We start from the raw sequence: 22,976 nt of genomic DNA on the forward strand, positions 1-22,976 counted from the left end.
ATGTTGCGCAGGCCCGGCGTGTTGGGCGAGGAGATGTTGACGGTCAGATAGCTGGCGTAGGGCGCAAAGCGGGTAACGCCGCGCTCATAGTCACCGATGCGGTCGGCACTGTCCTTGTTGGCGCCGATGTTGACGCCGACGATGCCGCCGCGCCCCTTGCGGGCGGTGAGGCGCTTTTCGGCGGCCGCGTGGCCTTCATTGTTGAAGCCCAGCCGGTTGATCACCGCCTCATCCGCCGTCAGCCGGAAGATACGCGGTTTCGGGTTGCCGGCCTGCGGCAGCGGCGTGACCGTGCCGACCTCGGCAAAGCCGAAGCCGAGCCCAAGCAGCGCATCGGGCACCTCGGCGTTCTTGTCATAGCCGGCCGCCATGCCGAGCGGGTTGGGGAAATCGAGGCCGCAGACCGTCACCTTCAGCCGCGCATCGCGCGTTGTCCGCGCGCCGACCGGCAGGCCGCATCRCAGCGCTGCGATCGACATGCCATGCGCGGTTTCCGGATCGAATGTGAACAGCAGCTTCTGGCCGAGCCTGTCGAGCACGCTCATTCGGCCTCCAGTGCCGGGAACTGGTGGGTACCGTCGGCGCCAATCGGCAGCGGTCGGACCCAAAGGACAGCTTTCAGGTCCAGCACGCCATAGAGATGCGGAAACAGCGCGCCGCCCCGCGAGACCTCGTATTTCAGCGCGGCGTCCAGACGCGAGCCGTCGATGGCGACCAGCAGGAGGCCGGTCTGGCCGGCAAAATGCTTCGCCGCCGTTTCCCTGACCTGCCCTGCCGTGGAGAAATGGATGAAGCCATCGGTGACATCGATCGGCGCGCCGGTGAAGCGGCCATTGGCTTCGGCCTCGCGCCAAGGCGCTTCCGGGGTTATCTTGTAGATAAACTGAGACATGGTTGCGCTATAGTCCGAACCAGCCACGCGGGAAAGACCACGCCAAGGGTCTTCCCCAATTCCGGCGCAAACATGCGATAAATCAGGCTTTGGCCATGGAGGACAACATGCGTCTGCAGCACATCTTGATCCCCGCCGCGCTCGTTTCTCTGGTCGCGGCTTCAGCTTATTCGGAAGAAACCGACCGCTACCGGCTGGAGAAGTCTGGTAACGGCTACGTCCGCATGGACACGCAGACCGGTGCGATGTCGATCTGCGAGGAACGCTCCGGCCAGCTCGTCTGCAAGATGGCGGCCGACGAACGCGCCGCTTTCCAGGACGAGGTCGACCGCCTTCAGACCTCGATGAAGGCGATGGACGAGCGCGTCACCAAGCTCGAGAACTCGCTCTCCGCCCGCCTCGAATCGCAATTGCCGAGCGAGGAGGATTTCAACAAGACGATGAGCTACATGGAGCGATTCCTGCGTGGTTTCATGGGCATCGTCAAGGATATGGACAAGGACAACGGCGCGCAGCTCAACTCGCAGAAGACCTGAGCGCTCGAAACAGGGAAAACGCGGCGCGCTGGCTTTGCTGCTTGAAAACAGCGCGCAGCCCCTCATAATCGTCCAACTGGTCCCGCAAAGAGCTAAAAAATCATCGGGATTCGGGGAGGGACATTTGCCGTCAGGCTATTCTTTCGTCATCGCCGACGATCACCCGCTGTTTCGCGGTGCGCTGCGCGAAGCGCTCGCCGGCATCGGCAATGTCGCGGCAATCCACGAGGCCGGTGATTTCGAGAGCGCCAAGGCGCTGGTCGTAGCCAACGAAGATGTCGATCTGGTGCTGCTCGATCTGTCGATGCCGGGCGCCAGCGGCCTTTCCGGCCTGATCTCGCTGCGCGGCATCCATCCGGCGGTGCCGCTTGTCGTGGTCTCGGCGCATGACGATCCGGCGACCATCAGGCGTGCGCTCGATCTCGGCGCTTCTGGCTTCATCTCCAAGTCGGCCAGCATGGAGGAGATCCGCGACGCCGTGCAGTCGGTGCTTGCCGGCGACATCGCCGCGCCCGTCGGCATCGATCTCGGCGTCGAGCGCGATCCCGAGATTTCCGACCTGATCAAGCGCCTGCAGGCGCTGACCCCGCAGCAGACCCGCGTGCTCGGCATGCTGGCCGAGGGCCTGCTCAACAAGCAGATCGCCTATGAACTCGGCGTCTCCGAGGCGACAATCAAGGCGCATGTGTCGGCTATCCTGCAGAAGCTCGGCGTCGATAGCCGCACCCAGGCAGTGATCCTGCTGTCCAAGATCGGCAGCGACCCGCTGCAGCCGGCCGGCTGACACGCGGGGTCTCGTCGGAATCGTCATTCGGCCGCCGATGCCAGCGGCCTGACCCTGGCCATCATCGAACGCAGCACTGCCGGTTTCAGCGGCTTGTTGATCACCGGGACCTCGAGCCCGCCCGCAGCCGTGCGCACCTCGTTGGAGCGGTCGGCGGTCACCAGTACGGCCGGCAGGGCGTCGCCATGGATCGCGCGCAGCCTGACGATGATGTCGAGGCCGGTTTCACCGTCGAGATGGTAGTCGGCAAGGACGATGTCCGGGCGATGCATCGTGGAACCCGCCAGATCCCTCGAGCCTGATATCGTGTCGACATTGCAGCCCCAGCCCTCGAGCAGGAGCCGCATGCCTTCGAGGATGCGGGCATCGTTGTCGATGCAGAGCACATGCAGGCCGGCCAGCGAAGCTGTCGCGCGGGCAGGAGCCCTGGTTTCGATCTCGCGTCGCGGCTCCTGCACGGCGGCGACCGGCAGGATGACGGAGAAGCGCGTGCCCTTGCCCGGATTGGAAAAGATCCGGATCTCCAGGCGCAACACCCGGGCGATGCGGTCGACGATGGAAAGACCGAGACCGAGGCCCTCGGCTTCGCGCGCGCCTTCGTCCAGCCGGGTGAATTCGTGAAAGACGGTGTTCAGCTCGTCGCCGGCAATGCCGATGCCGGTGTCGATCACCTGGATTTCGGCCAGGTCGCCTCGTCGCCGAACGCCGACCAGCACACGGCCATGGCGCGTGTATTTGATGGCGTTGGAGACGAGATTCTGGATCAGGCGGCGCAGCAGGTTGCGGTCCGTCATCACGGTCAGCGACGACGGCATGATCGTCAGGCCGAGTTCTTTTTCGGCGGCCAGTGGCCGAAAATCATTGCCGATCTGGCGCAGCAATCCGTCGAGGTTGAAGGCGGTGTTGTCCGGCTTCATGGCGCCTGCATCGAGGCGGGAGATGTCGAGCACGGCGCCGAGAATGGTCTCGACCGATTCCAGCGAGGATTCGATGTTGACCGCTGCCTTGCCGGCAGGCCCCTTGCCGGCCTTCTCGATCAGCGACGAGCAATATAGCCGGGCAGCGTTCAGCGGCTGCAGGATGTCGTGGCCGGCGGCGGCAAGGAAGCGTGTCTTGCCGAGATTGGCCTCCTCGGCCAGCATCTGCGCCTGCGCCAGCTCTTCGTTGACGCGGGTCAGCTCGATGGTGCGGGTCTTGACGCGCTGCTCCAGCGATTCATTGGCGCGCTTCAGCGCCAGATCCTGTTCGACGCGTCCGGAAATGTCGGCATAAGTGGCGACGATGCCGCCATCCGGCATCGGGTTGGAACGCAGCTCCAGGATGCGGCCGCTGGTCTTCAACTCCATCTGCCACGGACTGACGAAGCTGGTCAGCCGGTTGAGCATGGCCACACGCTGGTCCGATGGAATGTCGCCGCGCTCGGCAAGATGGCGCAGGATGCGGTCGAGCGAGACGCCGACCTGGCCCATCTCGTCGGGCAGGTCGAACAGCGCGCGGTACTGGCGGTTCCAGCAGATCAGGCGGAAATCGCGGTCGAAAACGGTGATGCCTTGCTCCATCTGGTCGAGCGCGATCTGCAAGAGGTCGCGATTGTGCTGCAGTGCCTCGGTGGCATCGTCGAGCAGCCGGAAGGCATCCCTGGATTCGCGGTCGTGGCGCCGAAACAGCAGCGACAGGATCAGCCGTGCCGAGGAAGAGCCGACGGCGCTGGCCAGCAATTGCTCGGAAAAGCGGATGACGTCCATGCTCGCCTGCTCTTTGCCGTGCAGCGAGGCGCCATTGGTCTTTTCGAACGACTGGAAGGAGCGCTCGGTGCGCTCGACGCCGAGATAGCGCGAGATCGTGTCCTTGAGGTCGTTGACGGTGATGGCGGTGCGGAAGCGGCGCAGGCTGGGCATCGGCCCGGCTTCGCGCGGCACGAAGATCGACGCCTGGATCCGCTCCAACGGCACCGACGCGCGCGACAGGGAGCCGAGCACGAAGAACACCGCGTTGATCGACAGGCTCCACAACACGCCGTGGTTCAGCGGTTCGGCGACGGTGCCGAACAGCGCCTGCGGTCGCAGCGCCTCGAAACCGAACAGCCCGTGTGCGATGATGTCGGTGTCGGGTGCGGCAAGCGATGGAAGCAGCAGCGTGTAGCCCCAGACGAGGATGCCGGCGACCATGCCGAGTGCAGCACCCCGGCCGTTGGCGCCACGCCAGATCAGTCCGCCGATCAGCGCGGGTGCGAACTGGGCGATGGCCGCGAACGACATCAGGCCGATCGACGACAGCCGCGCACTGTTGGTGCTCTCGCGGTAGTAGAGGAAGGCGATGAACAGCAGGATGAAGATCGCCCCGCGCCGCACATTGAGGATCAGCGTCGACCAGTCTTCGTTCTCGGAGGTCGAGGTCTTGAGCAGGCGGCGCACGAACAGCGGAATGACGAGGTCGTTGGAGATCATGATCGACAACGCCACGCTTTCGACGATCACCATGGCCGTTGCCGCCGATAGGCCGCCGATGAAGGCTGCCATCGCCAGCAGATCATGGCCGCTGAACAAAGGCAGCGACAGCACGTAGAGATCGCTGCTGGTCCCGGTGCCGACCAGCGACAGGCCTGCAAAGGCGATCGGCAGCACGAACAAATTGATTGCCACCAGATAGAGCGGAAACACCCATGTCGCGGTGCGCAATTCGGCCTCGCCGCGGTTCTCGACGATGGTGACGTAGAATTGCCTCGGCAGCATGATGATGGCGAAACCGCTCAGGCAAGTCAGCACCAGCCAGGTGGCAAGGGAGGTGTTGTAGCCCATCGCCTGCCGGACCTGTGCGTTCTGCGCCAACTTGTCGAACATGTCGCCAGGGCCGCCGAAAATCAGGAAGGTGACCATCAGGCCGATCGCCAGGAAAGCGGCGAGCTTGACCACGGTCTCGACCGCAACTGCCAGCACCAGCCCGTCCTGGTGTTCGGTGGCATCGGCATGGCGTGTGCCGAACAGCACCGCAAACAGCGCCAGCAGCATGGCGACGACCAGCGAGATGTCGCTGACGAACGGATCGAAGGAGGGTGGCGAACCGGTGTAGTGCTCGACCATCAGGCTGACCGAACCGGAGATCGCCTTCAACTGCAGAGCGATATAGGGCACCGCGCCGATTGTCGCGATCAGCGTCGCGATCGCCGAGACGGTGAAGCTCTTGCCATAGCGGGCGCCGAGGAAGTCGGCGATCGAGGTGATCTTCTCTGTCTTGGCCAGCCGCACGATGCGGTTGAGCAGCGGAAACCCGAACACGAACACCAGCACCGGGCCGGTATAGATGCCGAGGAATTCGAGACCGCGCTCTGAGGAGAGGCCAACCGAGCCGAAGAAGGTCCAGGACGTGCAGTAGATGGCAAGGCTGAGCGCGTAGATGAACGGGCGCGCCCGGCTCGGCCCTGATATCGCCGAGCGGCGGTCGCCCAGGCTGGCGATGGCGAACAGCAGCGTCACATAGGCGATCGCGATGATGACGATGAACAAGCCCTGCACGCCTGGAATTTCCTCCTTTGCCGCCTTTTTATCCGGCTTGTCCGAACGCAATCACAGCTTGGCGTCCGAGTCCATTGCGGCTTTGGAAGCATGGTGGCGACATTCAGACAGCAACCAAGCTGACGTCCAAGGCGCCGCCCGAGGTTCCGTCATGTAAGGGGAAACCGGTTGCTTTCCCCTTTTTGCCCATGTTGCAACCCCAGGTTTTTGTTATGTTGCCCTCGGGTCGATGCCGCAAGGACGGAACGGCAGAGCGGCCGGTCACGACAAGGAGGGTCGAATGCTGAAGGAATTCCAGGAATTCATTTCCAAGGGCAATGTGATGGACCTTGCGGTCGGCGTCATCATCGGCGCGGCCTTTGGCAAGATCGTCACTTCGCTGGTCGACGACGTCATCATGCCGATCGTCGGCGCGATCTTCGGCGGACTGGACTTCAACAACTATTTCTTTGGACTGTCCTCGGCAGTCAACGCCACCGCGCTGGCGGACGCCAAAAAGCAAGGCGCTGTTTTCGCCTATGGCAGCTTCATCACCGCGGTGCTGAATTTCCTCATCCTTGCCTTCATCATCTTCCTCATGGTCAAGGCGGTGAACAACATGCGCAAGCGGCTTGAGGCCGAGAAGCCTGCGGCACCTGCCGCGCCGCCGCCCGCCGACGTTGCGCTGCTGACCGAAATTCGCGATCTGCTCGCCAAGCGCTAACCTCTCTGGCGGCTTTGCTGGACCAAAACCCCGGTCGTTCGCGGCCGGGGTTTTCTGCTTTCGCATCTGGTAAGGAGCGCTGATTGACGCCCGAGATTGGAACGGACCCGCCATGACCTTGATCGACAGCTTGCGCGCGGAAGCCCGTGCGGCGCCCGAAAGCGGTATTGTCGCCGTCGTCAATTACGGCCGCCTGCGCGAGGGCATGATCCCGCTCTGGGCCGGTGAGGGCGACCTGCCGACGCCCGCCTTCATCACCGATGCAGCTTCGAAGGCTCTGGCCGGCGGCGAGACGTTCTACACTTGGCAAAGGGGCATCCCCGATCTGAGGCAGGCGCTTGCCCGCTACTATGCCAGGCATTTCGGCAAGACGTTCCCCGAGGAACAGTTCATCGTCACCGGGTCTGGCATGCATGCCATCCAGCTGGCGCTCGATGCGCTCGCCGGCGCCGGCGACGAGGTTGTCTATCTGTCGCCGGCCTGGCCTAATTTCGACGCTGCCGCGGCGATATCGGGAGCCGTTCCGGTGGCGGTCACGCTCGATCACTCCGGCAATGGCTGGTCCTGCGACGTCGAGAAGATCGCGGCGGCGATCACGCCGCGCACCAAGGCGCTGTTCATCAACACGCCGTCGAACCCGACCGGCTGGACCGCTGACCACGAGACCTTGCAGGCGATCCTCGATCTCGCCCGCGCCAAAAACCTCTGGATCATCGCCGACGAGATCTATGCGCTGTTCCACTACGGCCATGGCCGTGCGCCCTCCTTCCTCGACATCGCGACGGCTGAGGATCGCATCCTGTTCGTCAACAGCTTTTCCAAGAACTGGGCGATGACCGGCTGGCGCGTTGGCTGGATCAAGACCCATCCTGCCTTGCAGCAGGTGTTCGAGAACCTGATCCAGTATTCCAACTCGGGTGTCGCCCAGTTCATGCAGCGCGGCGCGGTCGCCGCCCTTGATGAGGGCGATGGTTTCATTGCCGAACAGGTCGAGCGGGCGAGGAAGGCGCGCGACCTGGTCTGCGGCATTCTCGGTGCCACCGGCCGCGCCCGGTTCACCGTGCCGCAAGGGGCGTTCTATCTGTTCTTCACGGTCGACGGCATCACCGATTCACGCACCGCCGCTTTCGACATCGTCGACAGGGCCAATGTCGGCCTGGCGCCCGGCACGGCCTTCGGCCCCGGTGGCGAAGCCTTCCTCAGACTGTGCTTCCACCGCCGCCTCGACCAGGTCGAGGAAGCGGCGCACCGGCTGGCGAAGTGGATGAAGACTGTTTGAGCCGCCGTCGGACCGAGGTTCAAACGGGGTTCAGCCGCCTGACTTGGGCACCAGCAGTGGAATGATCCGGTCGCTCTTGGCGACGGAGGGGCGACCAGCGGAGCCATAGGGTATGCCCAGCGCATCCCAGGTCTCGATCAGCGCGTCCTGCAGTTCGGCGATCAGCGCGTCGGAATGGAACGGTGTCGGCGTGATACGCAGCCGCTCCGTGCCGCGCGGCACGGTCGGATAGTTGATCGGCTGGATGTAGATGCCGTGCACGCCAAGCAGGCGGTCGCTGGCCATCTTGCAGAGTTCCGGGTCGCCGACCAGCAGCGGCACGATATGCGTCGGCGACTCCATCACCGGCAGGCCGGCGGCCGAGAGGATCTGCTTGGTTCGCGTCGCCTGCCGCTGCTGCGCGTCGCGCTCGGCCTGCGAGCGCTTGAGATGGCGGATCGAGGTGGTCGCGGCGGCGGCGATCGCCGGCGGCAGGGCCGTGGTGAAGATGAAGCCCGGCGCATAGGAGCGCACGGCGTCGATGACGGCACTGGTGCCGGTGATATAGCCACCCAGCGTGCCGAACGCCTTGGCCAGCGTGCCTTCGATGATGTCGATGCGGTCGGCCAGGCCTTCGCGCTCGGTGATGCCGCCGCCGCGAGATCCGTACATGCCGACGGCATGGACCTCGTCGATATAGGTCATGGCGTTGTGGCGCTCGGCGAGTTCGACGATCTGCTTGATCGGCGCGATGTCGCCATCCATCGAATAGACGCTTTCGAAGACGATCAGCTTGGCGCGTTCGCGGCCCGCCGCCTGCAGCAGGCTTTCCAGGTGCGCGACGTCATTGTGACGGAAGATCTTCTTTTCCGCACCCGATCGCCGCACGCCTTCGATCATCGAAGCGTGGTTCAGCTCGTCCGAAATGATCAGGCAATTGGGCAAAAGCCGTGCGATGGTCGAGATCGACGCTTCATTGGAGACGAAGCCGGAGGTGAAGACGAGTGCGGCTTCCTTGTCGTGCAGGTCGGCAAGCTCCAGTTCCAGCTCGACCAGCGGGTTGCTGGTGCCGGAAATGTTGCGGGTGCCGCCGGCGCCGGAGCCCATCTTGCCCGCCGCATTCTGGAACGCGGCGATGACATCGGGATGCTGGCCCATGCCGAGATAGTCGTTGGAGCACCAGACGGTGATTTCCTCGGCGCGCCCATTGGAACGCCAGATGGCGCGCGGAAACTTGCCTGCAATGCGCTCGAGGTCGGCGAAGACGCGGTAGCGACGCTCGGCATGGAGCTGGTCGATCGCTTCCTCGAAGAACCGCTGATAGTTCATGTCGACTTCCCAATTTTGCGCGGGATCATAATCATTGGCCCATTGGTCGTCCACCGGGCCTTTTTGGTCAAAATGCCACGCCCCGGACCTGTTCCTAACGACCACGGATCGTGGCCTATTCCATTGATGTGGATCAATTTTGTTTCAGCATGATGCCACATGCCGATGATGCCGGTTACCAAGGGTTGTAATGGCCATGCGGCAGGCTTTCCAGTAAGGCGGTGGTTGAGACAGTTTCCGATAAATCTTGAGATGCGAGGACTGGGATGACGGTTTTGGTAACAGGCGGTGCCGGCTATATCGGCAGTCATATGGTCTGGGAGTTGCTGGATGCCGGCGAGAGCGTGGTCGTTCTCGACCGCCTCTCCACCGGCTTCGAATGGGCAGTGGCGCCGGAGGCGAAGCTGGTGGTCGGCGATGTCGCCGACAGGGAACTGGTCGGCTCGATCATCAGGGACAACAAGGTCGACGCGATCATCCATTTTGCCGGCTCCATCGTGGTCCCCGAGTCGGTCGCCGACCCGCTCGGCTATTACGAGAACAACACCTGCAAGACGCGCACGCTGATCGAAACCGCGGTGCGCGAGGGCGTGCCCAATTTCATCTTCTCCTCGACCGCCGCCGTCTATGGCGGTGCCGGGCTGGAGCCGGTGCGCGAAGATGCCCGCCTGGCTCCCGAATCGCCCTATGGCCTGTCCAAGCTGATGAGCGAATGGATGCTGCGCGATGCGGCGATCGCGCATGGGCTCCGTTACACCGCGCTGCGCTACTTCAACGTCGCCGGCGCCGACCCGAAGGGCCGCACCGGCCAGTCGACGCCGGGTGCCACCCATCTGATCAAGGTCGCCTGCGAAACGGCGCTCGGCAAGCGCCCGTTCATGCAGGTGTTCGGCACCGATTATCCGACGCCGGACGGCACCTGCATGCGCGACTATATCCATGTCAGCGATCTGGCGGCGGCGCATCGCCTTGCCCTGCAGCGGCTGCGCGACGGGGGCACAAGCCTCGTCGCCAATTGCGGTTACAGCCATGGCTATTCGGTGCTTGAGGTCATCGACAGCGTGCGGCGTGCCTTTGGTCACGATTTCGAGGTGAAGATGGGCGCTCGTCGGCCCGGCGACGCCGCCGCGGTCGTTGCGAATTCGGATCTCGCCCGCGCGGAACTCGGCTGGACCCCGCAACGCGACGATCTCGACCAGATCGTTGCCGACGCGCTCGCCTGGGAGCGCATCCTGACCGGCAAGAACTCCGCACGGGGCTGAGCCGGGTCCTCCCCAGGGCTCGCAAGGCGCCCAGCGAAGCGCTATTGAAGGCATTCGCGGCGGGGCGCTGCGCCGCGAAGAGCTTTGGGGGATGGTATGAAAATAACGGTGCTTGGAGCCGGCGTCGTCGGCACGGCGGCCGCCTACTATCTGGCCAGCGACGGCCACGAGGTCACCGTGATCGAGCGCCATCCGGTGCCGGCGCGCGGCACCAGCCAGTCGAATGCCGGCCTGGTATCGCCGGGCGATGCCACCGCCTGGGCCTCTCCGGCGGCGCTGAAGACCTTCCTGCGCGCGCTCTATAACCATGATCTCGGCATCAAGGTGCGGTTGCGCTTCGATCCCTATTTCCTCGCCTGGAGCCTGCGCTTCCTGCGCCAGTGCACGAAAGAGCGCCTGCGCGCCAACAGCCGGGTCAAGCTGCGCTTGGCGCTCTATTCCCGCGACTGCATCAACGCCATCTCTGCCGATACCGGGATCGGCTACGACGAGCGCAAGAAGGGCATCCTCTATTTCTTTCGCTCGCAGCACAGCCTCGACACCGGCACCGACAATTACCGCTATCTGGCCGAGCATGGCCTGCCGATCGAGATCGTTGGCCGCGACCGGCTGATCGAGCTTGAACCAGGTCTTGCCGGCGTGAAGGAAAAGATTGCTGGCGGCGTCTATTCGCCGATCGACCAGACCGGTGATTCCCGGCAGTTTGTGGAAAAGCTCGCCGCCCACGCCGCCGAAAAGCTCGGCGTGAAATTTCTCTATGGCACGACGGTCGAGGGCCTCGCCATCGAGGGCGACCGGGTGGGTGCGGTGATGACCTCGGCCGGTCCGATTGCCGGCGATGCCGTGGTCATCTCGATGGGACCGGAGAGCGGCCTGCTCGGCCGCCGCTATGGCATCGACCTGCCTGTCTATCCGGTGAAGGGCTATACGGCGACGATCCCCCTGGAGGACGAGAGCAAGGGTCCGACCATGGGCGGCGCCGACGAGGACCAGTTGATCGCCTATTCCAGGCTGGGCAACCGGCTGCGGCTCGCCTCAACCGCGGAATTCACCGGCTTCGACCGCACCCACAAGCCAAGCGACTTCGCCGCCATGTTTAGAACAGGCAAGGATCTCTTCCCCGGCGCCTTTGACGAGAAGAAGGCCGAACTCTGGGCTGGGCTGCGACCGATGATGCCCAACTCCGTGCCGGTCATCGGCCAGGCGCGCTACAAGAACCTCTATCTCGACACCGGGCACGGCCATGTCGGCTGGACCATGGCTTGCGGCTCGGGGAAATTCCTTGCCGATCTGGTCGCCGGCCGCAAGCCGGAGATCGACCCACAGGGACTGGTCTACGGAGGCTAGGCATGTCCGGACCGCAAGTCGCTATCGACCTTGGCCGCATCGAGCGCAATGCGCGCACGATCGTCGAGCGCTGCGCGCTGTCGGGCATCAGGGTGTTCGGCGTCACCAAGGGCACCTGCGGCATGCCGCAGGTGGCGCGCGCCATGCTGCGCGGCGGCGTCGCCGGCATCGCCGAGTCGCGTTTCGAAAACATCCGCCGGCTGCGAGACAGCGGCATCAACGCGCCGATCATGCTGCTGCGCAGTCCACCGATGGCGCGTGTCGAGGAGGTGGTGCGCACCGTCGACATCAGCCTGCAGTCGGAACTGACGATCATCCGAGAGATTTCACGCATCGCCGAGCGCATGGGCCGCGTCCACGACATCATGCTGATGATCGACCTCGGCGATCTCCGTGAAGGCATCTGGCCGAGCGATCTGATCCCAACGGTCGAGCAGATCTTGCAGTTCAAGGGCGTGCGCATCGCCGGCATCGGCACCAATCTCGGCTGTTTCGGCGCCATCATGCCGACGCAGGAAAATCTCGGCCAGCTCGTCGCCCACGCCTACAAGACCGAGCGCCTGTCCGGCAAAAGCCTCGACTGGATTTCCGGCGGCGCCTCGTCATCGCTGCCGCTGCTGCTCGAAGGCAAGCTGCCGGCCGGCATCAACAATCTGCGCGTCGGCGAGGCGATCCTGCAAGGCGGCGTCGAAACCTTCCGCGATGTGCCGTGGGCTGAACTCGAACCCGACGCCTGCCGCCTGACCAGCGACATCATCGAGGTCAAGCTCAAGCCGTCACGGCCGATCGGGCAATCCGGCTACGACGCCTTCGGCAACCAGCCGGTCTTCCCCGACGAGGGCGACAGGCTGCGCGCCATCGCCAATATCGGCCGCGAGGACGTGCTGGTCGAGGGACTGACGCCGATCGCCAAGGGGGTGCGGGTGCTCGGCGCCTCCAGCGACCATCTGCTGCTGGATGTGGCCGACGCCGACCCGCCGCCGGCCGTCGGCGACCGCGTCGCCTTCCGCATGAGCTATGGCGCCATGCTGCTGGCGATGACCTCGGAATATGTCGAAAAGGCCCCGATGCACGATGTCGAGGACTTTTCCGGCCGCAAGATGGTGTCGATACTGGCGGAACAGGGCGCCGCCGGTATCCTGGCTCGGGAAGGAACCGGCGCGCGGCTCGAAGCGATGAATTTCGATGTCGTCGAACTGGCCGATATCGAGCGGCCGCCGTCGGGGCTGATACGGCTGGCGGCGGGTGCCGACCGTCGCATCGCGCACAAGGCGCTGACCGCAACGGCGCGCGCGACGCACTCCTTCGGCCTGATCTGGATCGATTCCATCGCCGCCCTGATGCCCGAGGACGAGGACGGCATCGATCTGCCGGAACGCTCGGTGCTGGCCCGCGCGCTCGGCCTCGACCACAAGGCGGGCGCGCTGCAGCCGCAGCTGTCGCCGGAAAATGTCGTCATCATCGGCCTGCGCCACGCCGATCCGGCGGAAGCGCGGGTGCTCAAGGATTCGCGCGTCTCGGCCTTCACCATGACCGACATCGACGCCATGGGCATGCGCGACCTGATGCACGAAGCGATCCGCATCGCCACCTCTGGCACGCAGGGTTTTCATGTCAGCTATTCGCCTGATGTCACCGAATTCGCCGGCTGGGCGGCGGGTTCCGGTGGCCTCACTTTACGGGAAACCCATCAGGCGATGGAGGCGATCGCGCTGTCCGGCGGGCTGTTGTCGATGGATGTTTCGGGCCTGACCGCAGATCTGGAGCCGCGGATCGGCACCGATACGGTCAACCTCGTGATGTCGGCCTTCGGCAAGCGGATATTGTGATCAGCATTGCGCTTCGACCGCTGCCTGCCATGCACTGACATAATCAGCCCAGGCCGGATCGGTCGGCGGCCCCATTCTCTCGCCTTTACCGTGGGCCGTTACCCGGTCCGTTGCCAGTAACGCGGCGCCGATGCTGGTGCCGGTGGCGGCCTCTGACGCGACAACGGCGCGCGCCGTGCTGGCCGCCAACATGCTGACGAAGAGCCGGTTGCGGGCAAAGGGCCCCTCGATCGTGGTCGGTCCGTCGGCGCCAATCAGGTCGAGGCAGGCCGTCGTCATCAGCGCCAGATAGAACGAGATGGCGGCAAAGCGCTGCCCATTGCTCATGCCTTCGGTGTTGAGCCATGTCGCGGCATGATGCGGGAACGGCCCCGACCCTTGCTGGGTCGAGGGCAGCAGCAACGTCTTTTGCGTCAGCACGGCGCCGACATCAGCTTCGGTCCAGTTGGTCGGCTGGCCATCGGTCAGCAGGGAAAATTCGCGGCCACCCATGAAGCGCGCCGAAGGGACGGGATCGCCCTGTGCGCTGACATTGACCAGCGTATCGCGGGCCGCGTCCAGCACGATCTGTTTGCCGCCGACCGCCATCGACACCACCCAGGTGCCGGTCGAGACCACGGAGAAGGGTGGCGCGTCGGACAGGAGATGCGGCAGCAGCGAAGCGTTGGAATCGTGCAGGCCGCAGAACACCGGCGTCTGCGGAGCGAGCCCGGTCCGCGCGGCGAGCGCAGGCAAGATCGGGCCGAGGCGGTCTTTGGCTGGCCGCACCGGCGCCATCAGCTCGCGCCAACCCAGGCGATCGACCAGCGACGAAAAGTCGGCTGTCCACGGGTTCCAAAGATCGGTGTGGCAGCCGAGCGAGGTCACCTCGTTGGCGGCGACGCCAGTCAGGCGCAAGGCCCAGTACTGCGGATACATCAGCATCGCGGCGGCCTTGGCGAACTCCGCCGGGAAGCTTTTCTGCTGCCAGAAGAATTGCGCGCCGAGATTGAGGCCGAGCGGCAGCCGCGGCGTGCCGGTCTCGGCGAAGGATGGGCGGATCGCATCATAGTCCGCTGCCAGCCTGTCGGGGCCGTCGAACTCATAGTCGAGCACCGGCAGCACCAGTTCGCCCGCGGCGTCGACCAGCGCGCCCGTCGCGCCATGCGTGGTGATCGAAATGGCGTCGATGCGCTGTTCGCGGTCGATGTCGGCAAGGCTGTCGAGGATGAACGCCCACAACGCCTCGACATCGTGATGAGGATAGGGCGCCTGCCGCACCGGCGCATTGGCCATGCGGCGCAGCGCGACCTCACTCAACGTCGCGAGATCGACCAGCGCCACCTTGGCATTGGTCTTGCCGATGTCGATGACGGCGATGTGGCGCATCGCGCTCATGCCATGTGGAACACGGTTTCCAGCGGCACGGCCACCGGCTCGTTGTCCGGCTTGGTCTCCATGATGTCGGCCATGTGAGCCCACCAGCGCTGCATCACCGGATGCCTCGGCAGGTCGTCCATGCCATGGCCATCTCGCCGCCACAGCACGCCAAACAGGATGTTGGTCTCTTCGTCGAGGTGGATCGAATAATCGGAAATGCCCGCCTGCTTCAGGAGAGCGACCAGCGACGGCCAGATATCGTCGTGACGCTTCTTGTATTCGGCCTTCATGCCCAGCTTGAGCTTCATCTTGAACGCGTATTTCTCAGCCATCATCGTCCTCCGCGCAGCCGCCGCCAGACGATCGGCAGCGCGATGACGATAATTAACAGCAGGCCGATGAAGATCGACATGACGATGCCGGGCACGTTGAGCAGGCCAAGCCCGAAGGTCACCAGTCCCATGATGAAGGCGGCAAGCACGACGCCCAAAATGCTGCCGGCGCCGCCCAGGATGCTGACGCCGCCAAGCACCACCATGGTGATGACTTCGAGCTCATAGCCCTGAGCGATCGACGGCCGCGTCGAGCCGAGCCGCGAGGTGATCAGCACCGAGGCGATGCCAGACATTAGCCCGGTCAGACAAAACAAGATGAACTTGATGCGGCCGACGCGCACGCCGGAAAATTGCGCCGCGACCGGATTGTTGCCGATTGCAAAGACGCGGCGGCCGAAGCTCGTCCGGTGCAGCACGAGCCAGTAGATGATAGCCGCGATGAGGAAGAGCACCAGCTCGAACGACACCACCCACCACACATAGCCCTGACCGAAGAAGGCAAAGCTTTCGGGGTAACCCTTGTAGGCCTGGTCGCCGAGGATGATGAAGGCGATACCGCGAAACAGGCTCATCGTGCCGATGGTGACGACGATCGACGGCAATCCCAGCCTTGTGACCAGCAGGCCGTTGAAGGCGCCGCAGCCGAGCCCGACGACGATGCCGATCAGCACCAGCACCGGCGTGCCGGCGCCGGCCTGCACGGCCATGCCCATCATGGTCGACGCCAGCGCGATGATGGCGGCGACCGACAGGTCGATCTCGCCGGAAATGATCAGCAGCGCCATGGCGAAGGCGATCAGACCCTTCTCGGTGAAGTTGAACGTGAGATCCGACAGCGAATAGGGATCGAGGAAATAGGGCGAGGCGAAGCTGTTGATGGCGAAGATGGCGACGGCCACCACGACCAGCAGCGCTTCCCAGGAGAAGATCGCCGAGCTCAGCGGCTTGTCGAGCCGGTCGGGAATGTGGCGCGGGGCAGGGATTTCGGTCATGTCACCGCCTCCACTTTTCGCAGGATGATGCGGCCCTGCTGGCGTTCGCTTCGCGCGTTGAGCACGACGGCAAGAATGATGGCACTGCCCGAGATCGCCATCTGCCAGAAGGGCGAAATGTTGATGACCGGCAGCGCGTTGGAAATGATGCCGAGAAACAGCGCGCCGAGCACCGCTCCGCCGACCGAGCCGATGCCGCCGGCGATCGAAATGCCGCCGATGACGCAGGCGGCGATGATGTTGAGCTCATAGCCATTGGCGACTTCGACCGAGGCGATCACGTAGCGTGATATCCAGAGGTAGCCGGAAAGGCCGCCGATCATGCCGGAGATGCAAAAGACGATGAATTTCGTCCGGCCGACATCGATGCCGGCATAGACCGATGCCGTCGGGTTGACGCCGATGGCGTAGATCGAGCGGCCGAGCGCCGTGCGCGTCATCAGGACGAAGAACAACGCGATCACCAGGATGGCGATCCACGATAGCACCGGAATACCGAGGAAGGCGGCACGCTGAAGGCCGATGAAGTCGGGGCTCATCTTGTCGGCATTGACCCAGGCGCCGCCGGATAGGACGAAAGTGGCGCCGCGATAGATGGTCAGCGTGCCCAATGTCACCACGATCGAGGGGATGTTCAGCCGCCAGACCAGCAGGCCGTTGATAGCGCCGAGCACCAGACCGACGACCAGTGCGACGACGATCAGCAGCGGGATCGGGATTGCCGGGTGCGCTGCGTTCAGCATCGCCACCACCATGCCGGTGAAGCAGAGGTTGGACGCCATCGACAGGTCGATCGACCGGGTCAGGATGACAACCATCTGGCCGAGGGCCAGGATCATCAGGATCGAGGTGTCGTTGAACACCTGGCGCAGATTGCCGGGGTCGGCAAAGGCCGGGAAGCGCGTCGAGATCAGTCCGATCAGCACGACGATGGCCGCAAGCAGCCAGATTTCGCGGTATTTGAGAAAGGCTTTCATGCCGCGATCCCCGCTGCCGTCCTGACCAGCGTCTCGGCGTCCAGTCCCTTGTTGTCGTAGACCGCCGCGACGAGGCCCTCGCGCATGACAACGACGCGGTCGGACATGCCGAGGATTTCGGGCAATTCGGACGACACCATGATCACCGACAGGCCTTGCGCCACCAGCTCGGCCATGAAGCCGTGCACGGCGGCCTTGGAACCGATGTCGATGCCCTTCGTCGGCTCATCGAGGATGATCACCTTGGGCGCTGTCGCCAGCCATTTGGCGATGACGATCTTCTGCTGGTTGCCGCCTGACAGGGTACCGACATCCTGGCTGAGCGAGGAGGCGCGCAGGTCGAGCCGCTCGGTGTAGGAGCGGGCGAGCGCGAACTCCTCCGACAGCCGCAGCAGGCCGGACTTGGAGGTACGCTTGAGCGAGGGCAGCGAGACGTTCTGGAAGATCGGCAGGCCGATCACCACGCCTTGCTTGCCGCGCTCCTCCGGCACGTAGACGATGCCGGCATCAATCGAATCCGCCGCCGATTTCGGCGCGATCGTCTTGCCTTCCAGGGTGATCGTGCCGCCTGTGGTGCGGGTGATGCCGGAGATCGCCTGCATCACCTCGCTGCGCCCGGCGCCGACAAGGCCATAGAAGCCGAGGATCTCGCCCCTGTGCAATTCGAAGCCGATGTCGTTGAATTCGGTCGGGTGCGACAAGCCGGAAACGGAAAGCACCGGCGCGCCGATCTCGGCCTTGCGCTGCGGAAAGATGTGGTCGACCGAACGGCCGACCATCATGCGCACGATCTGGCTCTGCCCGGCATCCTTGATCAACCCTTCACCAACCATCTCGCCATCGCGAAACACCGTGTAGCGGTCGGCGATGCGGTAGATCTCGTCGAACTTGTGGCTGATGAACAGGATCGCCTTGCCTTCGCTCTTGAGGAACTCAATGAGCAGGAAAAGCTCCTCGATCTCCTTCATCGAAAGCGCGGCCGTCGGCTCGTCCATGATGACGATCTGGGCGTCGATCGACATCGCACGGGCGACGGCGACGAGATGCTTGTTGGCGATGCCGAGGTCCTTCAGCCTTGTATCGGCGTCGATATGGCCGGCGTGCATTGCATCGAGCACTTCGCGCGCATTTTTGCGCATCGTGCGCCAGTCGATAGTGCCCAAGCGCGTGCGCGGCGCGTGGCCGAGAAAGATGTTTTCAGCCACTGTCAGGTCGTCGAACAGCACGGTTTCCTGATGGATGGCGGTGACGCCATAGCCGAAGGCGGCATGCGCGCTGGGCAGAGTGACGGCCTGGCCGTCAATGCTGATAGTTCCAGTATCGGGCTGGTAGATACCGGTCATGATCTTGACCAGCGTCGACTTGCCGGCGCCGTTTTCGCCGATCAGCGCTGTCACCTGGCCCGGATAGAGCGACAGGCTGACATCGTGCAATGCGCGCACGCCGGGAAAGCTCTTGGAGACGCCGGACAGCGCCAGGCGTGGGGCTGCGTTACCCACCCCCTTGTGGGGAAGGTCGCGAACAATTTGAGCGGGGTGGGTGTTGTCTAGCATATCAAGGTCCTGGTGTGTGGAGATGTCGCCACCCCACCCCGTCTCGCCGATTTTGCTGCGCAAAGCCGGCTCGCCGACCCTCCCCACAAGGGGGAGGGTGCAAGCGTCCGAGATCAATAGATCTTGGAGAACTTCTCGATGTTGCTCTTGTCGAACTGGAAGGGCGGAGCCATCGCAGCCGAGTTGGTGTCGTCGAGCGTGACCTTGCCGACGCGGCCGATCGACAGTGTGGCGCCGGGCTTGGCCTCTTCCTTCTTCACCGCCAGATCATGGGCGAGGTAGACGGCCGAATAGCCGAGGTCGATCGGGTTCCACAGCGCAACCGCCTGCGAGGCGCCGTTGTCGATGAACTTCTTGAACTCGGACGGCAGCGCGAGGCCGGTGACATTGACCTTGCCGATCAGGTTCTCGTCGGTGACCACCTGGGCGGCGGCAACAACGCCGACGGTGGTCGGTGCGATGATCGCCTTGAGGTTCGGGTAGGACTTCAGCAGGCCCTTGGCTTCGTCCGTGCTCTTGGCCGAATCGTCATCGCCATAGACGGTGGCGACGAGTTTGATCTTGGGGAACTTCTCCGGCAGGATTTTCTTGGCCGCGTCGATCCAGGCGTTCTGGTTGGTCGCGGTGGACGACGCCGACAGGATGGCGACGTCGCCGCCTTCCGGCAGATAGTCGGCGGCAAGCTTGATGATGGTCTCGCCGATCAGTCCGGTGTCGGACGGGTTGAGGTGAAGCTGGCGGCCTTCCTTGGCGACGCCCGAATCCCAGGAGATGACGGTGATGCCGCGCTCCATGGCCTTCTTCAGCACCGGCACCAGTGCGTCGGCGTCATTGGCCGAAATGGCGATGGCGTTGACCTTCTGGGCGATCAGCGAATTGACCACTTCGATCTGGGCCTCGGCGGTCGCCTTGGTCGGGCCGGTGTAGATGATGTCGACGCCGCCGAGTTCCTTGGCCGCCTCTTCGGCGCCCTTGTTGGCGGCATCGAAGAAGCCGTTGCCGAGCGACTTCACCACTAGCGCGATCTTGACGTTTTCCGCGTAGGCTGCATTCACGAACATGGCGGCCGAGAACGCCGCCGTCACCATCAATTTCTTCAAAAAGCTCATCGAATATCCTCCCTTGAGCGTTGCATTCCATCGCCGCTGCGGGCGTGAGTTGGTCTCAGGCCTGCAGTGAAGATTCTTCCTTGTTGGTTGCCGACTTGCGGGCGACGATCAGCGCCACCCCGGCGGTCTCTAACATCTTGGCTTCACGGTCCTCGATGCCGTCGTCGGTGATCACGGTGGCGATGCGCGACAGGCCGCACAGGATCAGGCTGGAGCGTTTGCGGAATTTCGAGGAATCGACCAGCACCACCAGTTCGTCGGCCTGGTCGATCAGCTTCTGCTCCGCCTGGATCAACAGCGGGTCGCCTTCCATCAGCCCGAGTGGCCCCAGCCCCTGCGCGCCCATGAACATGCGGCGTGCGTAGAAATTGCGGGTCACGTCATTGTCGAAGGGCGACAGGATGATGTTCTGTTCGCGGTAGATGGTGCCGCCCGACAGCATGACCGTGTTCTTGGAATGCTTGAGTAGGTGCTCGGCGATTGGGAAGGAATTGGTGAAGATCGGCATGCGGCGGCCGGTCAGGAAATGCACCATCTGGAAGGTGGTGGTGCCGCCATTGATGATGATCGGTTCGCCGTCCTTGCAGAGCTCGACCGCTTCGCGGGCGATCGCCCGCTTTTGTGCGGCGTTGAGGGTTTCGTTGACCGAAAAGGGCCGGCCGGCGAGGCCGATGAACTGCGGCGGGGAGATCGCCTCGGCGCCGCCGCGCACACGGCGCAGACGTTTCTGCACGTGGAGTGCCGCTATGTCGCGCCGGATCGTCGCCTCGGAGGACTCCGTCAGGTCGACCATCTCCTGCACCGTCACCACAGGCTTTTCCTGGACGGCGGACAGAATGATCCTGTGGCGCTCTTTTTCGTGCATGGTTCCTCCCTGCCCAAACATCTAGGCATCCAAACCGCGCAGTGTCAATCATTTCCGATCATATAATTTCATTGTGCAGTGCAATATGATCGATGTTGATCGTTTGTGATTGACAAGTCGGACGCTTCCGTGGAAATTCGGACCAAATGGGCCGCACGTTTTGCGTGCCTTCGGGAGGATCATCCATGCTCGACAAGCGCACCGGCGCGCGCCTCGCCAATCTGTGGGACGAGGCCAAGGCCCAATCGATGAGCGAGCCGGAGCGGCTGGTCTATCGCTCGAACACGCTCGGTTCCGACAAGCGCGTCACCAATTATGGCGGCGGCAACACCTCCTCGAAGATATGGCAGAACGATCCGCTCACCGGCGAGGACGTCGAAGTGCTCTGGGTCAAGGGTTCGGGCGGCGACAGCGCCTCGATCAAAACAGATGGTTTCGCCACGCTCTATATGGACAAGCTGCGCGCGCTGAAGGGGCTTTACCGCGGCCTCGCGCATGAAGACGAGATGGTCGGCTTCCTACCGCACTGCACGTTCAATCTGAACCCACGCGCGGCCTCGATCGACACGCCGCTGCATGCCTTCGTGCCGAAACCCTATGTCGATCACATGCATCCCGACGCGATCATTGCCATCGCCGCCGCGAAGGATTCCAAGGCCCTGACCAGGGAGATCTTCGGCGACGCCATCGGCTGGCTGCCGTGGAAGCGGCCGGGCTTCGAACTCGGCCTATGGCTGGAGAAGTTCTGCCTCGAACACCCCGCCGCCAAGGGCGTCATCCTGGAAAGCCACGGCCTGTTCACCTGGGGCGACACCCCTCGGGAATGCTACGAGACGACGATCTCGGTGATCAATCAGGCGATCGAATGGTTCGAGCGCCGCTCCGAAGGCCTCGCCATCTTCGGCGGTGAAGCGGTCAAGTCGCTCGACGCCGCCGAACGCCGCGCCATCGCGGCCAAGCTGATGCCAAAAATCCGCGGCCTGATTTCGGAAAAGAGCCACAAGCTTGGCCATTTCGACGACCAGGCCGCCGTACTCGAATTCGTCAACTCCAGGGATTTGCGGCCGCTGGCCGCACTCGGCACCTCTTGCCCGGACCATTTCCTGCGCACCAAGATCCGCCCATTGGTGATCGAATTCGATCCGGCAAAGCCCGATGTCGATGCCGTCATCGCGCGCCTCGCCGACGATGTCGCCGCCTACCGCGTCGGCTACCAGGCCTACTACGACAGCTGCAAGCATCCGGATTCGCCCGCCATCCGCGATCCCAACGCGGTGGTCTACCTGATGCCTGGTGTCGGCATGTTCACCTTCGCCGGCGACAAGGCGACGGCGCGCATTTCGGGCGAGTTCTACGTCAACGCCATCAACGTCATGCGCGGCGCCTCGACGGTCTCGTCCTATGTCGGCCTGCCGGCACAGGAAGCCTTCGACATCGAATACTGGCTGCTCGAGGACCTGAAGCTGCAGCGCATGCCGAAGCCGAAGGCGCTCGCCGGCCATATCGCCCTGGTCACCGGTGGCGCCGGCGGCATCGGCCGTGCGACCGCCAACCGGCTGCTGCGCGAAGGCGCCTGCGTCGTGCTGGCCGACATCGACGAGACAGCGCTCGCCAGCGCCAATGACGAACTGGCCAAGGCCTACGGCAAGGATTTCGTCCGGCCGATGCTGATCAATGTCACCTCGGAGGATCAAGTGATCGCGGGCTTCGCCGAGACCGCGGTCGAATTCGGCGGCATCGACATTCTGGTGTCGAATGCCGGCCTGGCGTCCTCGGCGCCGATCGAGGAGACGACACTAGCGCTGTGGAACAAAAACATGGACATCCTGTCGACCGGTTATTTCCTGGTCTCGCGGGAGGCATTCCGGCTGTTCAGGATGCAGAAGATCGGCGGCAACGTCGTGTTCGTCGCCTCCAAGAACGGCCTTGCCGCCTCGCCCAATGCCGCAGCCTACTGCACGGCCAAGGCTGCCGAGATCCATCTGGCGCGTTGCCTGGCGCTAGAGGGCGCGGAAGCGCAGATCAGGGTCAATGTCGTCAACCCGGACGCCGTGCTGCGCGGGTCGAAGATCTGGACCGGCGAGTGGAAGGAACAGCGCGCCGCCGCCTACAAGATGTCGACCGACGATCTGGAGGAGCATTACCGCTCGCGCTCGATGCTGAAGCGCTCGGTGTTTCCCGAGGACATCGYCGAAGCCATCTATTTCTTCGCCTCCGACATGTCGGCCAAGTCGACCGGCAACATCATCAATGTCGACGCCGGCAACGCCCAGAGCTTTACGCGGTAGCCTTCCTTCTCCCCGTTCACGGGGAGAAGGTGCCGGCAGGCGGATA

General features: G+C 63.7%; 19 protein-coding genes. 8 read left to right on the forward strand and 11 right to left on the reverse strand.

The genetic code is table 11. The features are described from left to right. Both AC1D0I_RS27035 and AC1D0I_RS27040 read right to left on the reverse strand, forming a co-directional pair. Nucleotides 1-545 (reverse strand): dihydroorotate dehydrogenase 2 (locus AC1D0I_RS27035; RefSeq protein WP_477398953.1); only part of this gene is annotated, 545 nt, incomplete at its 3' end. Next, nucleotides 542-892 (reverse strand): DUF952 domain-containing protein, encoded by a 351-nt coding sequence (locus AC1D0I_RS27040; RefSeq protein WP_477398955.1) that lies wholly within the window; start codon nucleotides 890-892, stop codon nucleotides 542-544. The genes AC1D0I_RS27035 and AC1D0I_RS27040, both read right to left, overlap by 4 nt. 107 nt (nucleotides 893-999) lie before the next feature. On the opposite strand from AC1D0I_RS27040, the gene AC1D0I_RS27045 reads away from it, so the two are divergent. Then, on the forward strand, nucleotides 1,000-1,428 hold the full coding sequence (locus tag AC1D0I_RS27045) for a hypothetical protein (RefSeq protein ID WP_477225382.1): 429 nt from the start codon (nucleotides 1,000-1,002) through the stop codon (nucleotides 1,426-1,428). Nucleotides 1,429-1,552: 124 nt separating this feature from the next. Further along, nucleotides 1,553-2,212: a response regulator transcription factor gene (locus AC1D0I_RS27050; RefSeq protein WP_095082229.1), complete on the forward strand. Its 660-nt coding sequence runs from the start codon at nucleotides 1,553-1,555 to the stop codon at nucleotides 2,210-2,212. Nucleotides 2,213-2,235: 23 nt separating this feature from the next. Here the strand turns inward: AC1D0I_RS27050 and AC1D0I_RS27055 are convergent, their stop codons facing one another. Continuing rightward, nucleotides 2,236-5,724 (reverse strand): PAS domain-containing hybrid sensor histidine kinase/response regulator, encoded by a 3,489-nt coding sequence (locus AC1D0I_RS27055; RefSeq protein WP_477398957.1) that lies wholly within the window; start codon nucleotides 5,722-5,724, stop codon nucleotides 2,236-2,238. A gap of 280 nt (nucleotides 5,725-6,004) precedes the next feature. Between AC1D0I_RS27055 and mscL the strand changes: the two genes are divergently transcribed. Together mscL and AC1D0I_RS27065 are read left to right on the forward strand one after the other, a co-directional pair. Next, nucleotides 6,005-6,427 carry a large conductance mechanosensitive channel protein MscL gene (gene mscL / locus AC1D0I_RS27060; protein WP_095084257.1) on the forward strand — a complete coding sequence of 141 codons (423 nt, stop codon included), beginning with the start codon at nucleotides 6,005-6,007 and terminating at the stop codon, nucleotides 6,425-6,427. 112 nt (nucleotides 6,428-6,539) lie between these two features. Further along, nucleotides 6,540-7,706 carry a pyridoxal phosphate-dependent aminotransferase gene (locus AC1D0I_RS27065; RefSeq protein ID WP_477398958.1) on the forward strand — a complete coding sequence of 389 codons (1,167 nt, stop codon included), beginning with the start codon at nucleotides 6,540-6,542 and terminating at the stop codon, nucleotides 7,704-7,706. A gap of 30 nt (nucleotides 7,707-7,736) precedes the next feature. Here the strand turns inward: AC1D0I_RS27065 and hemA are convergent, their stop codons facing one another. Further along, nucleotides 7,737-9,014, reverse strand: a complete 1,278-nt coding sequence (hemA, locus tag AC1D0I_RS27070) for a 5-aminolevulinate synthase (protein ID WP_457152890.1) — start codon at nucleotides 9,012-9,014, stop codon at nucleotides 7,737-7,739. 266 nt (nucleotides 9,015-9,280) lie between these two features. Between hemA and galE the strand changes: the two genes are divergently transcribed. The 3 genes from galE (at nucleotide 9,281) to AC1D0I_RS27085 (ending at nucleotide 13,452) form a co-directional block, all read left to right on the forward strand. Next, nucleotides 9,281-10,276 (forward strand): UDP-glucose 4-epimerase GalE, encoded by a 996-nt coding sequence (gene galE / locus AC1D0I_RS27075; RefSeq protein WP_477305181.1) that lies wholly within the window; start codon nucleotides 9,281-9,283, stop codon nucleotides 10,274-10,276. Between the two features lie 96 nt (nucleotides 10,277-10,372). Beyond that, on the forward strand, nucleotides 10,373-11,623 hold the full coding sequence (locus tag AC1D0I_RS27080; RefSeq protein ID WP_477398960.1) for a D-amino acid dehydrogenase: 1,251 nt from the start codon (nucleotides 10,373-10,375) through the stop codon (nucleotides 11,621-11,623). A 2-nt stretch (nucleotides 11,624-11,625) separates the two neighbouring features. Beyond that, complete coding sequence (locus tag AC1D0I_RS27085; protein ID WP_477398962.1) at nucleotides 11,626-13,452, forward strand: alanine racemase; 1,827 nt, start codon at nucleotides 11,626-11,628, stop codon at nucleotides 13,450-13,452. On the opposite strand, the gene AC1D0I_RS27090 is transcribed toward AC1D0I_RS27085, so the two are convergent. The 7 genes from AC1D0I_RS27090 to AC1D0I_RS27120 form a co-directional block, all read right to left on the reverse strand. Continuing rightward, on the reverse strand, nucleotides 13,453-14,829 hold the full coding sequence (locus tag AC1D0I_RS27090) for an FGGY-family carbohydrate kinase (RefSeq protein WP_477398964.1): 1,377 nt from the start codon (nucleotides 14,827-14,829) through the stop codon (nucleotides 13,453-13,455). It lies immediately after the preceding gene. Next, nucleotides 14,826-15,143 carry an L-rhamnose mutarotase gene (gene rhaM / locus AC1D0I_RS27095; protein ID WP_477398966.1) on the reverse strand — a complete coding sequence of 106 codons (318 nt, stop codon included), beginning with the start codon at nucleotides 15,141-15,143 and terminating at the stop codon, nucleotides 14,826-14,828. Before rhaM ends, AC1D0I_RS27090 begins: the two co-directional genes overlap by 4 nt. Then, nucleotides 15,143-16,138 (reverse strand): ABC transporter permease, encoded by a 996-nt coding sequence (locus AC1D0I_RS27100; protein ID WP_477398968.1) that lies wholly within the window; start codon nucleotides 16,136-16,138, stop codon nucleotides 15,143-15,145. The genes rhaM and AC1D0I_RS27100 overlap by 1 nt, the downstream gene beginning before the upstream one ends. Further along, nucleotides 16,135-17,115: an ABC transporter permease gene (locus AC1D0I_RS27105; protein ID WP_477398969.1), complete on the reverse strand. Its 981-nt coding sequence runs from the start codon at nucleotides 17,113-17,115 to the stop codon at nucleotides 16,135-16,137. Before AC1D0I_RS27105 ends, AC1D0I_RS27100 begins: the two co-directional genes overlap by 4 nt. Continuing rightward, complete coding sequence (locus AC1D0I_RS27110; RefSeq protein ID WP_477398971.1) at nucleotides 17,112-18,668, reverse strand: sugar ABC transporter ATP-binding protein; 1,557 nt, start codon at nucleotides 18,666-18,668, stop codon at nucleotides 17,112-17,114. Before AC1D0I_RS27110 ends, AC1D0I_RS27105 begins: the two co-directional genes overlap by 4 nt. Nucleotides 18,669-18,781: 113 nt before the next feature. Then, a complete protein-coding gene (rhaS, locus tag AC1D0I_RS27115; protein ID WP_457150999.1) occupies nucleotides 18,782-19,777 on the reverse strand; it encodes a rhamnose ABC transporter substrate-binding protein in 996 nt (331 codons plus the stop codon). Nucleotides 19,778-19,832: 55 nt separating this feature from the next. Continuing rightward, on the reverse strand, nucleotides 19,833-20,642 hold the full coding sequence (locus tag AC1D0I_RS27120) for a DeoR/GlpR family DNA-binding transcription regulator (protein ID WP_457151000.1): 810 nt from the start codon (nucleotides 20,640-20,642) through the stop codon (nucleotides 19,833-19,835). A 185-nt stretch (nucleotides 20,643-20,827) separates the two neighbouring features. Here AC1D0I_RS27120 and AC1D0I_RS27125 point away from each other — a divergent pair, with 185 nt between their 5' ends. Then, on the forward strand, nucleotides 20,828-22,930 hold the full coding sequence (locus tag AC1D0I_RS27125; protein ID WP_477398973.1) for a bifunctional rhamnulose-1-phosphate aldolase/short-chain dehydrogenase: 2,103 nt from the start codon (nucleotides 20,828-20,830) through the stop codon (nucleotides 22,928-22,930). Nucleotides 22,931-22,976: the final 46 nt, after the last annotated feature.

This window comes from Mesorhizobium sp. P2_D1 (assembly GCF_056404455.1).

Coding starts and splice junctions, on each gene's coding strand:
- AC1D0I_RS27040 (WP_477398955.1), bottom strand. CDS start 892: ATGTCTCAGTTTATCTACAAGATAACCCCGGAAGCGCCTTGGCGCGAG.
- AC1D0I_RS27045 (WP_477225382.1), top strand. CDS start 1,000: ATGCGTCTGCAGCACATCTTGATCCCCGCCGCGCTCGTTTCTCTGGTC.
- mscL (WP_095084257.1), top strand. CDS start 6,005: ATGCTGAAGGAATTCCAGGAATTCATTTCCAAGGGCAATGTGATGGAC.
- AC1D0I_RS27065 (WP_477398958.1), top strand. CDS start 6,540: ATGACCTTGATCGACAGCTTGCGCGCGGAAGCCCGTGCGGCGCCCGAA.
- hemA (WP_457152890.1), bottom strand. CDS start 9,014: ATGAACTATCAGCGGTTCTTCGAGGAAGCGATCGACCAGCTCCATGCC.
- galE (WP_477305181.1), top strand. CDS start 9,281: ATGACGGTTTTGGTAACAGGCGGTGCCGGCTATATCGGCAGTCATATG.
- AC1D0I_RS27080 (WP_477398960.1), top strand. CDS start 10,373: ATGAAAATAACGGTGCTTGGAGCCGGCGTCGTCGGCACGGCGGCCGCC.
- AC1D0I_RS27085 (WP_477398962.1), top strand. CDS start 11,626: ATGTCCGGACCGCAAGTCGCTATCGACCTTGGCCGCATCGAGCGCAAT.
- AC1D0I_RS27090 (WP_477398964.1), bottom strand. CDS start 14,829: ATGAGCGCGATGCGCCACATCGCCGTCATCGACATCGGCAAGACCAAT.
- rhaM (WP_477398966.1), bottom strand. CDS start 15,143: ATGGCTGAGAAATACGCGTTCAAGATGAAGCTCAAGCTGGGCATGAAG.
- AC1D0I_RS27100 (WP_477398968.1), bottom strand. CDS start 16,138: ATGACCGAAATCCCTGCCCCGCGCCACATTCCCGACCGGCTCGACAAG.
- AC1D0I_RS27105 (WP_477398969.1), bottom strand. CDS start 17,115: ATGAAAGCCTTTCTCAAATACCGCGAAATCTGGCTGCTTGCGGCCATC.
- AC1D0I_RS27110 (WP_477398971.1), bottom strand. CDS start 18,668: ATGCTAGACAACACCCACCCCGCTCAAATTGTTCGCGACCTTCCCCAC.
- rhaS (WP_457150999.1), bottom strand. CDS start 19,777: ATGAGCTTTTTGAAGAAATTGATGGTGACGGCGGCGTTCTCGGCCGCC.
- AC1D0I_RS27120 (WP_457151000.1), bottom strand. CDS start 20,642: ATGCACGAAAAAGAGCGCCACAGGATCATTCTGTCCGCCGTCCAGGAA.